The following is a 14,094-nucleotide window of genomic DNA, read 5'->3' as shown; positions in this document are numbered from 1 at the left end:
CAGGTTCTTGATGAAGCCAACAATTTGGCTTCATCCTGCTGAACGGGCTGAGCTCTGCGAAGGCCTGTCCAGGCTTAAAGCCCTTCGCGTTGAGCGAGGGGCTTTTTGTTTGGGTTCCACCTATGTATACATCCATGTAGCATCGCCCGACTCGGCATCCATGCCTCGCGTAAAAACCTAAACGAGCTGTGCTCGCTTCGGGCGGTTTTTACCCATGTAGCATCCCCCGGCTCGGCGTTCATGCCTCGCGTAAAAACCTAAACGAGCTGTGCTCGCTTCGGGCGGTTTTTACCCATGTAGCATCCCCCGGCTCGGCGTCCATGCCTCGCGTAAAAGCCTAGCGAGCTGTGCTCGCTTTAACGGCTTTTACTCCACAAGATTATAAAGTCAGAGCACAAGCCAGGCGCATTGAGTACCTATCTTGTATAGAGCTACGTTCGTACGGACCGCTGTGCGGTCTGCACGGTAATGGTTAAGCAAAACTAGCCCGTACAAAACACCAAACTTGGGGGTTAGCGAGGATGATCTATACTTAAGCGTTACCACTTTCAATTAAAGGGTAACAACCATGCTTGATCGCTTCTCTGTCAAAATGCGCATGATTGTATTGGTCGGACTGCCACTCGTATTTATGCTAGCGGTTGTACTTATGTCGCTGGGTGGTATGAGGCTACTCAACCAATCTTCAGATGAAATTTACAACGACTTAAAAAGCATTCGCGGACTACAAATTGTTCAAGACGCGTATGCCATCCGTACTGTAAATGCCTTAAATGAATACCGTAACGGAAATATTTCCTTTTCCGATCTTGAGAGTACATTGAACACCGCTGAAGAAAACGCTTCACGAGAGTGGGAGGCGTACACTTCTGGTGAGCTTACTGATATTGAGCAAGATATAGTCAATGAATTGTCTGATGAAATACAGCTATTGCGAAGCACTAGAGACAGCCTCTTTAATGAAGCAGCCAACGCGACACTTATCTCAAAATCTGGAACAGAGTTCACAGAGGAATTAATTCAGGGTTTTAGTCCTTTCGCACAAGCTATTCGCGATTTGATTGACTTACAGGACGATGAAGCTCTTGTTTCGTTTGAGGCAGCTGCAGCTGAATATAGGCAGAGCCAAACCTGGTTTATTATCGCTTCGGTGCTGGCTCTTCTGGTTTCTCTCACTGTCGCTATGGTGGTTTTCCGATCTGTGCAAAAGCCATTAGACGACATCGGTGACGTGATGACCCGTGTTGTTAAGGAATCGGATCTTAATCTTCGTGCACCGGTACGTGGCAAGAACGAAATTTCACTACTCGCGCACCGATTCAACGGCATGCTAGAAAACTTTGAAGAAATTATTATTTCGGTGAAAGGCGCGACCGATCACCTTGCTTCTTCTTCGGAGGAATTAAGCTCGGTTAGCGAGGAAGTTTCGACTATAGCCAGAGATCAAGAAGCGCAAACAACGCAAATAGCCACAGCGATTACTGAAATGGCTGCGGCAATTGAGGAAGTTGCCAATAGCGCACAGTCTGCGATGCAGTCTACTGAAGACGCGGATCGTCAGGCTAAAATTGGGCGTGGAAAAATCGACGAGAACATGGCCTCAATGGATACCCTCAGTGAAACTATACTCGGTTCTTCAGAACGGCTTAAAATACTCGATGAACGCACTGAAGAAATTGCGAAAGTTATGGATGTTATTCAAGGTATCGCGGAACAAACAAACTTACTTGCGCTTAATGCAGCTATCGAGGCTGCTCGTGCCGGTGAGCAAGGCCGCGGTTTCGCAGTGGTGGCAGACGAAGTAAGGAACTTGGCTCAAAATACCAAACAGTCGACTGAAACGATTCAAGATACTACGGATAGGTTACGCCGAGGTGCTCAAGAGGCAGTCGAAGCGATGAACGTATCGTCAGATCAAGCTAGTGAAAGTGTAAACTTGTCTAAAGATACCGGTGTAGCCTTTAGAAAAGTAACCGACTCGGTAGAGCAAGTTGTAGAGGTCAATGTTCAGATTTCCACTGCAACTGAAGAACAGTCATCTGTTGCTAATGACGTTACACGTAGTGTGAACGAGTTATCAGAAAGCATTTCTGAAGTGGTAACCGGTGCGAATGAATGTGCTTCTGCGAGTCACGACTTGTCGAAACTTGCGCAAGACTTGAAGAGCCAAGTACAGCAGTTTAAGGTTGCTTCCTAATCATTTGCAGGTAACAAACGGAGCCAGTTGGATTGAAACTGAATTTAGTTGATGCGGATATTCAATATATATCCAACTGGCTTGATCAAGGTACGGCCGACGATTTGTATTCATGTCTGAAGGCTGAACTTGCTTGGCATCAAGGTGACGTTTTGGTATTTGGGAAGTGGCATAAAACGCCTCGTTTACAGGCTTTCCATGGCGATCCCGGATTAGGATACGCCTACTCTGGAAAAGCATTAGATCCACAACCTTGGACCCCTGCTTTGAATCAAATCCGCGCTAAGCTGGCTGAGATACAGCTTTATCCGAACGTGATGCTTGGAAACTGGTATCGTGACGGCAACGACAAAATGGGCTGGCATCGCGATAACGAGCCAGAATTGGGTCGCAACCCAATTGTTATTAGTCTGTCATTTGGCGCGAGTAGAGACTTTCACTTAAGACATGTTGAAACAAAGCAGCGCGAAACAATAAACCTTGGGCACGGTAGCTTACTTATTATGGGTGGAACTTCCCAACATTTCTGGGAGCACCAACTACCACAGAGGAAACGTGTTCATGACGGAAGAATTAATCTTACTTTTCGAACGATTTTTGCTCCTGAACAATCAAATTGATTGAAAAACCAACAAACAAACAACAACAAAATAGTTTTCAACGTGTTAGTATGCGCGCCTTGCTCAATGAGAGAGCAAGAAAAATGACAGTGATCCCCTATCTTGCAGGCATTTATCAGCCTGACAGCGACTAAAGCGAAATGGTATTTCGCTCTTCTGAGAAACAGGGTTTTAGGGGCAGTTGTCGAAGCACTTTTAGAAGTGCCGTTGCCCAGCCTTGGTTTCGTGAATCCGCTCAAGCGTATCTCGCTTGCGCGCCTGCTTACCGAGTCTGATTTATTTTATAGCCGCGCATGCGGTATTAGTAAGTGGGACAAATATGTCTGAATTAAATAGTTTTTCTTCTTTGGCATTGCCAGAGCCAATCCTTCGCGCCATTTCAGAAATGGGTTTTGACAAAGCTACTCCTATACAAGCGCAATCAATCCCAGCGTTATTGGATAGCCAAGACGTTTTAGGTGAAGCACAAACCGGTACGGGTAAAACAGCTGCATTTGGCTTGCCTGGATTAAGCCACATCGACCCGAAATTGAACGCTACGCAAATGATCGTAGTAGCCCCTACGCGTGAACTTGCTATTCAGGTTGCAGAGCAGCTAGAAGCAATGTCTAAATATATTCGTGGTTTGCGCGTTGCTACCGTGTATGGTGGTGCTGCGTATGGTCCACAAATTAAAAACCTAAAGCAAGGTGCACACGTTGTTGTGGGTACGCCAGGTCGTATGATGGACCACTTGCGCAAGGGTACTATGGGCACTGAAAATATTCGTGTTGCAGTGCTAGATGAAGCCGACGAAATGCTTAACATGGGCTTCTTGGACGATATCGAATGGATTATGGAACAGGTTCCGGAAGGTGCTCAACGCTGCTTGTTCTCTGCAACTATGCCTCCACAAATTCGTAAAATCGCGAACCGTTTCTTACGCGAACCTACGCACGTAAAAATTGCGTCAACTAAAGAAAACAAAGCGAACATTGCGCAGAAAGCATGGAAAGTTCAAGGCTTAACAAAAAATGACGGCTTGGAAAGAATTCTAGAAACGTCTGGTTATGAATTAGCGCTCATTTTCGTGCGTACTCGCCAAGATACGTTAACGCTTGCCAGCTTCCTTCGCGACCGTGGTTTTGCTGCTGCTGGTTTGAATGGTGATATGAACCAAGAACAGCGTGAAGCAACGGTTTCTGAATTAAAAGCGGGTAAAGTGCGTATTCTTGTAGCGACAGACGTAGTTGCGCGTGGCTTAGACGTTCAAGGCGTTACACACGTTATTAACTACGACCTTCCACAAGACGCTGAATCTTATGTTCACCGTATTGGTCGTACAGGCCGTGCGGGTCGCTCAGGCGAATCGATTTCGTTCGTTCGCCCGCGTGAAATGTACATGCTTAAGCGCTACGAAAAAGCGACGAATGGCCGTATTGAATTAGTCGACATTCCGCGTGGTCGTGAGTTAACGAAGCACCGTTTAACCCAATGTGAAAACGTGCTGAAAAGTGTTATCGAGTCGCAAGACATGGACACGATGACTTCATTGCTTAACCAATTGGCTGAGAGCTCTGAGCAGAGCATCGAAACGCTAGCGGCGGCATTGTTGTTCGAGTTCCAAAAACAGCGTCCGTTAATTGTTAAAGACAAGCCAGTTCCAAAACACGATAGAAATGAGCGTAGCCCACGTGATCGTAATGACCGAGGTGCACGTTTTGACAAGCGTGGTGGTAATCGCGACGCGCGAAATGAAGGACGTGGTAAAGACGGCAAGCGCAAGCCTCGTCGCGACGCGAACATCGAATTTGATACATATCGTTTAGCTGTGGGTAAAAACCATGGTGCACGTCCTGGTGATGTGGTTGGAGCTATCGCGAACGAAGCTAATATGGACTCACGCTACATTGGTGAAATTCGTTTGTTCGACCAACACACAACCGTGCAGCTGCCAAAAGGTATGCCAAGCGATGTGTTGAACAAATTGAAGCGTGCGCGTGTTCGCCAACAACCAATTTCAATTAGCTTGGTTTAATTACCTTTAAATTTCGGGGTGTTATACTAACGTCACTTATAGCTTTAAGGAGGTTAGTTATGACATTCCGTATTTTAAGTTCTGCACTATTAGTTACTGCGCTTTCTGCTTGTGGAGGCGCAGTAAACCATCCCGCCGAAGTTGTTTTTGACGGCCCAGAAAAAGCTGTTGCTTACTTAGCTCCAACTGAAGGTAACGAAGGCCTTTCAGGCTATGTTACGTTTCAAAAGTCCGATGACGGCATCCATATCATGGCGCACATCGAAGGTTTAGAGCCTAACAGCGACCATGGTTTCCACGTTCATCAATTCGGTGACTGTAGTGCGGCCAACGGCACGTCTGCAGGTGGACACTTTAACCCTGAAGGACTTCCTCACGGTGGCCCAGGGTATGACGCTCGGCACGTTGGTGATCTTGGCAATGTAACCTCAATGGACAGCGGTATGGTTCACCATGAAGCGGTGGACACTAAGCTGGCCATGGTGGGTGAAAATTCAATTTTAGGTCGCGCAGTTGTTGTTCATGCCGGTCAAGACGATATGAACTCACAACCTACTGGAGCTGCAGGTTCTAGATTGCTTTGCGGCGTTATTGGCGTAGCCGAATAATATTATTTTTCGATGGTATAGAATAAGTCGGCACCCGACCCCAGGGTGCCGGTTTGTGTTTCAAAGCTTAAGTAGTCGGTTAATCGATAACGTATAAAGAACGTGCTTACCGGCTCTACTAATCCAACCCCATAGCGTACGTATAACCTAGGTGAAATTTGTTTGCCGATATACAAGGCCGTGCTCTCTATTGTGTCACCGCCGTCTAGCAGTATTTCGTCTACGCCGATAGTGTCACTCAAGCGTTCTCCGATCAGGTTACCGCCTTGTAAGCCTAGCGCTAAACTCGCTTGTAAGAATAAGTTTTGGTCTTCCGCCGACTCTTGGGAAAAGCCACGACCGAGTACTAAATAAGACAAGATCTCTGCGTCTTGCATTTGTGGCGTTGAGAATAGGTTTAAACGCGGAGTTCGCAGGGTTCCACCTACTCTTGCGCCTACCGTAGTTTGCTCGGTTTCAAATTGTCTAGACACGCGCAAGTCTAGTCCTGGGTTGCTTACCGCGCCGCCGCTATAAACTAAAGTACCCCTTTCAACGTTAAGTTGTTGACCGTAAAGTTCGTATTGGCCCGTAGCCACATTAATGTTACCTACTGCACTGGTTTCTTGGTTGGGCTGCTCAATAATTCTTAACCCACCGGTAATGCGCCCTTCAAATCCATAGGCGGAAACATTAACCTGCTCACCTAAAGTCACCTGAACATCAACGGTATAAGGCAAACTAGAAGCGTTTTCCCAAACCCGATCCTCGTTGTGCACAATAACGGTATCAGGTGAAGAACGATAAACGGTATCGAAATCGGGTGGTGAAATTTGGGCACTTGGGATAGTTAATGCGCCGGTAAGGTTGAGTCCTTCTTCGCTCACTGTAAAGTCTAGGTTTGGACTTACGAAGAGGTGGAGGTCTCGAGTTCTTGCTGCCTCAAAGTTTTGTCCTTCAACATGTAAAGACCCCGAACGAGTTTCTAGCGTGTAGCTCCCTGTAATATCTATGTCTCCACCGCCAGAAACAGCATTCGCTCGTAACGTAAACGGCTCTTGTCCTCCCGCTGGAGACGACACTCTTGCGCTTAATTGCTCCAATCGAATACCAACTTCAGGTATTTCTGCACTCGCCTCACTTAGATTCAGAATGCCACTTACTTGAGGGCGCTTAAGATCCCCTTGTAACCTAAATCCACCACGAAGTTGTCCGGTTACACTTTGCAGCTGTGGAATCACAAGACTAACTACCTGCAAATCTTCAAAAGCCAAACGTACATTGCTGCTGAGTCGTTGGCTTCCAAACGGGTCATTAATTTGTGCTTGACCAGAAACTTGGCCTTCTACGTCACTTGCGTGAATGTCAAAAGAAGCTTCCAATACATCACGATTGCCCTCAATACGAAGTACTTCACCTTGGTCAAACCAAAGTTGAATGTCTTGTTCAGGCATACTTACAGAAATATCACTGGTTTGCCCGGTTAGCTGATAGTCGACATCATTATTTAGTGCCTTGTAGTGGCCAAAAACACTGAAAAAGCCGTCTGCTCTCACCGTTGGAGGAAGCCAAGGTGATAAAACATAGAGGCCCACATTGCGAACATCTACGTTCACTTCTTGTTCTGCTTCACTCCATAATACGTCACCACATACCGAAGCTTCTCGGGTGTTTTTAACCAAACATAAATAACTTGAGCTAAATGAAGGCTGACCATCGTTAGGTAATTGCCAACGAAATTCGGAGGGGCTGGCATGCCAAATACCGATGTCTGGAAGTTTAACTAGAAACTCCGAAGTTTTACCTGTGAAGTCTCGAACATTACCTGTGCCTTCGAAGCCCCCGGAAATTTCCATAACTTCATTGGCAATCTTCATATTTAGTTGGTATTGCTCGGCGTTCCGCGTATTAAAAGTGACATCAAAAGGCGAGGTTTGTGTTTCGTTGGGTAGAATATATTGTTGGATTCCTTGCACACCTAATAGTGAAAGTTCGCCCGCAGGTAAGCTTCGAAAGCCTAGGTCTAGCGTTAAATTAGAAGATACGGTTGCTACCGAGTACTCTTGCCAAGCTACATAGTCGCCTTGGGCATCGATATGAATCTCAGGCTGCCTAGTAGCACCTTGTATTTGACTCTCTAATTGCAAACGCCCCGAAAGAGAGGGATGTAATTGATTCAAATCAGGGCTGTATATAGACGTGTTCAAGTCGATAGATTCAAATCCAACCGAGCCACCTATCTCCACTCGGCTATCTCCCGCTCTCGCGATTGCTTGATTTATTTTGAGCTGTTGGTCGTGGGCTTCTAGATTTAATTCCGTAGCAATGCTGCGTGTACCGGCATTCACGACCAACTGGTCGGTAACTAATTCAACGTCAAACTGGTCGGAAGCAGTCCAGCTTCCTTCAGTAGAAATGCTACCGGAAACACGAAAGTCGTCACTCCAGTCGTCCGGCAATCGTTCTAGATACTTACTTGCCGGAGCAAATAGCTTCTCTAGGTAAAGTTCACGAGTATTGGTGGTTAATTGCCAAGTTAGCTGAGGTTTCCAGGTGGCTTGACCGGCAACATTTACTTCCCCGAGCTCACTAGAGGCTTCGATATTTAACTGAGAAACTTCGGTGCTATTGCCCAGCCAATTAATATCGATTCCGATTTCTGGCAAGTCTTGATAATACAATGTACCGCGCATATCGGCTTGTATTTCCGACTCGCTTAAATTTCCTTCACCATTAAGGTCGAAAGCAACTCCAAATTCGCTGGCGCGGATAGACAGAGTTTCTAATGCGGCGCGGTGCTCGCTAAAAAAGCCTTCTGCATTCAATGTAACCAACCCGTACTCTATTAATGTGGTTGTACCTAAAAGCTCACCGTCTGCGCTGTTGCTGTCTCCTTCTCCGGAAAATTGGAGTGTGATTGCGTCTGTATATTGCTGAAATGCAGTAAAATGTTGCAGATGCGCTTCTATGTCCATTTGCCAGTTGAAATTTGGAGTCAGAACTTCCTGCACTCGACCGTCCGCGCTCAGAGCGATTGGCCCCGCAGTTCTAATGTCTGCCACTAGAGCACCCAAAAGCTCTCCCTCGAAGTCAGCGTGTCCATTTATTTCAGACTGCTCAGACTTTGATTCTAGGCTATCGGGGTCATGGTTTTGCTCAATAAAGGAGAGTTCATGAAGCTTAAACTGGGTTTCTAAGGCAAGCGGATATTGACCTGCTAAATCAGCGTTGCCCGTTACCCGCAACCAGCCGAGTTCGTGGTCAATGTATAAATTATTTAGCGTTAACGCCGATTCATTCAGTCTGAGCCTGCCAGTAATTTGCTTTGTGCTGACAATAACCTGCTCTTCTTGTTGCGGTGCAGAACTCAATACAACATTGTTTACCAAATGAAAGCGGTCGAGCCGAATACGCAAAGGGCTATAAATTTCGGGAAGAGCAAACTCTGCATTCGTGCTGTCAGAGGGTCCCGTCGTTATTTGCAAGCCGCGAGACTCGAAGGCTCGAATATGGAGTTCCTTTTTTAAAAGTTGCCAAGGGCGCCACCGTATCGCTATAAAATCGGCACGAGCTGTTGTGTCAGCTGCGCTTAGCGTGACTTCGTGCAGCTGAAAGTCTCGAAGCAAAGCTCCGTCGATTCGCTCGATATGGGCAAAAGAGGAAAAGGTGTGATTGGCGACAAATACAATACCCCTGCTGCCGATCTCGGTACTCAGCATGAGTAATAAAGTAATCACCACACCAAGCAGTGAGTAAAGGAAATAGCGAGTAACCCGAATAAAGCGTCTCATAAGTCGGGCCCTATCACTAAGTGTAAGCGTAATGAGTCGCCCGGATCGTCTAACCCTGAAGCCAAGTCGAACCGAATCGGTCCTATAGGCGTTTGCCAACGTACACCGAATCCCACACCCACTTTCATAGAATCCGAAATATCGTTGAAAGCGTTACCCGCATCAATAAAGGCGGCAAGTCTCCACTTCGGACGAAACTCATAGTCAATTTCTGCACTTGCCACTACTAAATGTCGTCCACCCTCTACTTCGTTTAAGTCATTGCGCGGGCCTATTGCTCGGTATGCATAACCGCGCACACTTCGGTCGCCACCGGCATAAAATCGCAATGAGGTTGGTACTTGGTCGAAGTCTGAAGTTGCGGAGGTTCCCAGCTCACTTCTTAGTAATAGCCGGGTATGCTCGTGAAAGGTGGTTACCCACTTTGCCGAAACCAACAGCTGAAGAAAGTCCGAGTCGGAGAGTATGGCTTCAGTTGCGCCGCGTAACGTTAGTGAAGTTCTAAAACCTTCGTCCACATCTAATCGGTTGTCGGTGTGAGTGCGTGTCCACTGTGCACTGGGAATTAAATATTGGGTTTTACGAATTATACCGTCTAGCGAGTCTCGTTCGTCTTGCCAGTCAATCGCGAATATACGTTGCGAGCGGTCAAGCTGGCGCTGCCAACTTAAACCAAAGCTTAATCGCTCAAACTCTGCATTATCGGTATTTTCATCGGTCCACAGGGTACGAATCACATATTGGTCGGTTTGTGGCTTTTCCCCAGGAATAATATAACCTGCGCCCACGCTTGAGCGGTTTTCTGAAGCTTGTATTTGTCCGTTTAATCGGTGCCCTCTAGAATTCACCCAGCGACGGTTCTGTTCGAAACTCGCGCGCGGTCCTGTGTCAGTTCCGTAGCCTAAACCAAATTGATAGTAAGTACGTTTGTTGGGTTCATAATCAATGCGTACCGGAACGCGGTTTTGTTCTGTGGCTTCATTCCATAAAGGCTGCACTTCCACACGACTAAAATAGTCGCTGTCGGAAAGCCCGAGTTGTAATTCTAGAAGCTCAGTAGAGTCAATGAAGTCGCCCTCGCGAAATGCCACAAACCGCTGCATAACATCTTCGTCTAAGTGTCCTTCGCTAATCTGAACTCTGCCATATCGATAACGTTCACCCGTTTGTAGGTGCAATACAATATGCGCTTGATAGTCATCTAAGTTAACGCGTAATTCATTAGTGTCGTAGCGCGCTTGATAGTAACCGTGTTCAGAAGCTATACGTCGAATCTGGTTCTTGGCGTCTTCATAATCTTGATGCCGCAATGGTGTACCGGTGCTTAGTGGGAGTTGCTGTATCAGGTTGTTAAACAGCGGATCATTCGCGCCAGGGCCAAGAATTCGAACGTCGATATTACCCACGGGGATACGCTGATTTAGAGTGATTTGGTACTGAGCGACCCACTGCTGTTCTTGCTCTTGTAGGGAAGATGTAAGGTCGAATTGATAGTAACCAAATGGAGCGAGTGCGCTACCTATCTCACGTTCTGCGCGTCGGTGCAAAAAACGAATTCTGCTTACGCCGGGGGCTTGCTGTTGGTGGTATTGGTAAATACTGAGAAGTTGATGAACGTTAGTCAGTATTTCTCCGTCTACACCCTCAATGTTTACAACCATTTGCATAGGAGCGGTTTGCTCTGTGTCTGTCCGAGCAGTTTGAGCAGAAGCTGGCGTAATTACATTAAGTGTCATCGCGAAAAGCGTGACACTCAATGCCTGCAAGATCCTCTTGCCATTTCTACTCATAGACACCTACTTAGCGAGTGCCGCTAGCCTTTCTAAATGCCTCTAGTGCAAGCTGTGGTTGGTTAGCTGCTAACAATGATTCACCTAACAACTTGAAACCATATTGTTCGGGACGGATGGCCAGCGCTTCACGTAGCGCATTTTCAGCTAAGGTATATTCCTTTTGCAGGTATCTAGTTGCAGCGTAAAGTAGCAATGTGTCGGGGTCTTTTGGTTTGTCTTTCACGGCTTGCGCAGCATAGTCTTGAATGCTCTCGTCGCCCGCCCAGGTTTCAGGAGAAAGGGTTAATACTTCATGAAGTTTCAAAATTTGCTTCTGTAAGCCCGCTGCCGCTACTTTCGCAGCAATTTGAAATAAACCTTTAGCCACTAATACTTCGATATAAGCGATACGAATAGCCGCAGACTTGCGCGACTTACGGTCAAGCCCTTTCCATAGCTCTTGTAGCTTCCCGCTATCACTCGACTGCCTGAAATACGCTTGGTAACAAAGTCGTTTAACTTTGTGCAGGCGACTTTCCGTTAGTGCGTGACTAGCTTCAATTTTAGGTAAAAACCCTCGCAAAGTATGCCAGTGAGCAAAGCGTGTAAGTTGCTCGGCAATAGCTCGCCACAATGCAGGTGTTAACTTACGACGTGTAGATAATGATTTCGCAAGCGACAATGCTTCATCGGCGTCTTGCGTATTCAGTAACTGCAATATTTCTAAGTTTTCGTCGTCAAAGCCGGCGACTCTTGCTTCTGTAAGCATTCTTCTTTGGCTGTCTAAGTCACCATGCTCACCATAAGCTGCCGCGGCTAATGAGAATGCTAATTGCGGGTCGGGGTGGTCGAGTTTACTCTTGTCTGCAAGTTCCGCTGCGCTTTGATAGTCTCGATTAAACCACGCATTAAGAGCAGCACGAAGCTGAGTTATTGCCTTCGTTTCACGTCTGTTTTTCAGCCATTTTCTTGTCCACAGTTGGCCCGCAAACAGTCGAGTAACAATGCCCCAAACAATAATCACGAATAACCAAAGCAAAAGCAGCGAAGCAGTAGCAACTACTAGGCTTGTTTCGACGGTATAGCCACCAACTTCAATGAGCACGTAGCCGGTGTGCCCCATCCAAAGAGGAGCCAGCACTAAGCCAAGAATGAGAACGACAATAAGAATTAAGCTTTTTCGCACAACTTACTCCTCAGCGCGAACAGGTGCAGACTCTAGTGCACTGATATATTCGCGTAACATAGCTCGTGAAAGCAGCGAGCTGGGGTAGTCGGTTTGTACGGAAACTTCTTTCAGCGACGACAAAATTGCCAAAACGTTTTCGGTTTCTGGCACTTCAATGTCGAAGTATTCGCTGATCAGTTGAAAGCTTTCGTTTATGGCAGTGTCGAATAGCGTTTGGTCACCGCGAACAGCTGCTTGCTGTGCAAGCTGTAACTGCATTTCTAGTCGGCTATTCAAGCTTAACCGCTGCTCTTGGTCTAAGCGCACCGGTAAGTCAGAGGTTTTCTGAATACGAATCAGATCGTCACTGAATGCTTGCCAAGCATTTGCCAGATTGGAACGCCAATTTGAAATGTCGCTTGTTACTTCTTCTTCGGCAACTTCTTCATCGCCAAAGCTGGTAGAACGAAGCGGTAGCTCAGAAATTTGCTGCTGTAGGGTTTGCAGCGTAACAATCGTTCCAGACAAGTCTAAACGCGGTAAGCTCTGCAAATATTCAATGTCTCGCTCTAACTGCATACGAATGGTTTGAAAGCGATCTGCTTCTTCCGCCAATAATTCGTCTGCCTGTTGCAGAAGCTGAATGGCGATATCAGGGCTGCCATCTATCGCAAGACGCTGTGTTGCAGAAACGATGCGGTCGTAAGCTTCATGGGCAAGCCATTGGTGGCTGTTGCGCTCTTCAGTTTCGCGCAGGCGCTGGCTTAGTCGCGCTAATTCACGGTCTTGTTGCGCCATTTGTTCACGAATACGGGCAGACTGCGCTTCTTGCATATCTTGCAAACGAGTAAACTCAGATGCTTGCTCCGACGCCATTTGCTCTAAGTCGCCACTCACTTGGTCTTGCAAGCGCGCTTCAAGGCGCGCTTCAAAATTAGCATCTCGGCGTTGTGCTTCGCTTAAAGTATTTCTTACTTGCGCTATTTCTTCCTGGTTCTTAGCTTGGATCAGGTCTTGTTGCTTCCATAGCCACCAGCCGCCGGCAGCCAGAGTGCCCACACACAAGAACAGCACGATAAACATTAACACCGCCCAAATACTAACTTTGGCAGAAGCTTTGGCGTCTGTTGTTGGGTTTTCTTTGGTATTCAATGCGGGTTCCTCGTCGGCATGGTCTGCAGTCGGTTTCAGTTTCTCATTTTTTATAGAAGTCATTGTAGCAACAACGTCTTCAACTACTGCACTTTTTGCAAAATGTATGTTCTTTCTTGGGATGTCTAAAGACTTCAAAGGTTCCATAACTCTCTCGCTAGGAACCACCCAATGGCAAGAACGGGCCCATTCGTGGGCTTTCTGTTCGCCTAACGTTGCACACAGCAACGACGCTTGTTCGCGACTGGTTATAGCAACGCGTTGAACTTGGTTAAATACTTCTGTGGCGACTTGGGCTTCTTTCGACAACTTAGGAATGCGCTCATAAACTTCAGCAACAGTAACCTGCGCACCGCGTTCTGTTAGGGTATCCTCAATGTGGCGTCGACCATTCTTTCCAGTAATAATTAACCAGCGTTCGCCTTTCACTTCTTTAAAGTCACTCAATCCTAGCAGTGACTCTGAGTCGTGCCCTTTAGAAGGCCAAGAAACTGGACTTGCAACGTATTCTGCGAGCGTTTTTGCCGTTCCAGGACCTACGGTAAACAACCCTCTTCGCGCTGTTGGCCAATGTGAACTCTCGCACAGCTCATGCATGCACCTAGCTGCATTCGGGCTAACTACCACAATGCCGTCCCAGTTTTCAGCAACCAAGGGTGCTACGTCTTGTTTAACACTATGTACGTTCACTAGACTATGCTTGTATACGCTGAACCCACGTTCACGCAACGCTATTTCAAGCGGGCTGTGATCTTGTTCTGCACGTACCAGTAACACACCTTGCGTCATG

General features: G+C 46.9%; 8 protein-coding genes. 4 read left to right on the top strand and 4 right to left on the bottom strand.

Features of this window, described 5'->3' with window-relative positions; all coding sequences use genetic code 11:
• The first annotated feature begins 568 nt into the window (after positions 1–568).
• The 4 genes from DQX04_RS11090 (at position 569) to DQX04_RS11075 (ending at position 5,442) form a co-directional block, all read left to right on the top strand.
• The gene (locus DQX04_RS11090; protein ID WP_111915988.1) at positions 569–2,197 is read left to right on the top strand and encodes a methyl-accepting chemotaxis protein; all 1,629 of its coding nucleotides are present in this window, start codon (positions 569–571) and stop codon (positions 2,195–2,197) included.
• Positions 2,198–2,229: 32 nt separating this feature from the next.
• Positions 2,230–2,817, top strand: a complete 588-nt coding sequence (locus tag DQX04_RS11085) for an alpha-ketoglutarate-dependent dioxygenase AlkB (RefSeq protein WP_207801108.1) — start codon at positions 2,230–2,232, stop codon at positions 2,815–2,817.
• Positions 2,818–3,136: 319 nt separating this feature from the next.
• The gene (locus DQX04_RS11080; RefSeq protein ID WP_111915987.1) at positions 3,137–4,834 is read left to right on the top strand and encodes a DEAD/DEAH box helicase; all 1,698 of its coding nucleotides are present in this window, start codon (positions 3,137–3,139) and stop codon (positions 4,832–4,834) included.
• Between the two features lie 59 nt (positions 4,835–4,893).
• Positions 4,894–5,442, top strand: coding sequence for a superoxide dismutase family protein (locus DQX04_RS11075; RefSeq protein ID WP_111915986.1), 549 nt, complete (start codon positions 4,894–4,896; stop codon positions 5,440–5,442).
• Between the two features lie 2 nt (positions 5,443–5,444).
• On the opposite strand, the gene DQX04_RS11070 is transcribed toward DQX04_RS11075, so the two are convergent.
• The 4 genes from DQX04_RS11070 to DQX04_RS11055 are packed head-to-tail and all read right to left on the bottom strand — an operon-like array spanning position 5,445 to position 14,093.
• On the bottom strand, positions 5,445–9,212 hold the full coding sequence (locus tag DQX04_RS11070; protein ID WP_111915985.1) for a translocation/assembly module TamB domain-containing protein: 3,768 nt from the start codon (positions 9,210–9,212) through the stop codon (positions 5,445–5,447).
• A complete protein-coding gene (locus tag DQX04_RS11065) occupies positions 9,209–11,002 on the bottom strand; it encodes an autotransporter assembly complex family protein (protein WP_111915984.1) in 1,794 nt (597 codons plus the stop codon). Before DQX04_RS11065 ends, DQX04_RS11070 begins: the two co-directional genes overlap by 4 nt.
• A 10-nt stretch (positions 11,003–11,012) precedes the next feature.
• On the bottom strand, positions 11,013–12,170 hold the full coding sequence (locus tag DQX04_RS11060) for a heme biosynthesis HemY N-terminal domain-containing protein (RefSeq protein ID WP_111915983.1): 1,158 nt from the start codon (positions 12,168–12,170) through the stop codon (positions 11,013–11,015).
• Positions 12,171–12,173: 3 nt separating this feature from the next.
• Positions 12,174–14,093, bottom strand: coding sequence for a uroporphyrinogen-III C-methyltransferase (locus tag DQX04_RS11055; protein WP_111915982.1), 1,920 nt, complete (start codon positions 14,091–14,093; stop codon positions 12,174–12,176).
• Position 14,094: the final 1 nt, after the last annotated feature.

The organism is Aliidiomarina sp. B3213 (genome assembly GCF_003290085.1).
Classification (GTDB): Bacteria; Pseudomonadota; Gammaproteobacteria; order Enterobacterales; family Alteromonadaceae; genus Aliidiomarina.
This window is presented reverse-complemented; position numbering and strand designations above follow the sequence as displayed.

Excerpts from the sequence above, each read along its gene's own strand:
- DQX04_RS11090 (WP_111915988.1), top strand. The coding sequence starts at position 569 with ATGCTTGATCGCTTCTCTGTCAAAATGCGCATGATTGTATTGGTCGGA.
- DQX04_RS11080 (WP_111915987.1), top strand. The coding sequence starts at position 3,137 with ATGTCTGAATTAAATAGTTTTTCTTCTTTGGCATTGCCAGAGCCAATC.
- DQX04_RS11075 (WP_111915986.1), top strand. The coding sequence starts at position 4,894 with ATGACATTCCGTATTTTAAGTTCTGCACTATTAGTTACTGCGCTTTCT.
- DQX04_RS11070 (WP_111915985.1), bottom strand. The coding sequence starts at position 9,212 with ATGAGACGCTTTATTCGGGTTACTCGCTATTTCCTTTACTCACTGCTT.
- DQX04_RS11065 (WP_111915984.1), bottom strand. The coding sequence starts at position 11,002 with ATGAGTAGAAATGGCAAGAGGATCTTGCAGGCATTGAGTGTCACGCTT.
- DQX04_RS11055 (WP_111915982.1), bottom strand. The coding sequence starts at position 14,093 with ATGACGCAAGGTGTGTTACTGGTACGTGCAGAACAAGATCACAGCCCG.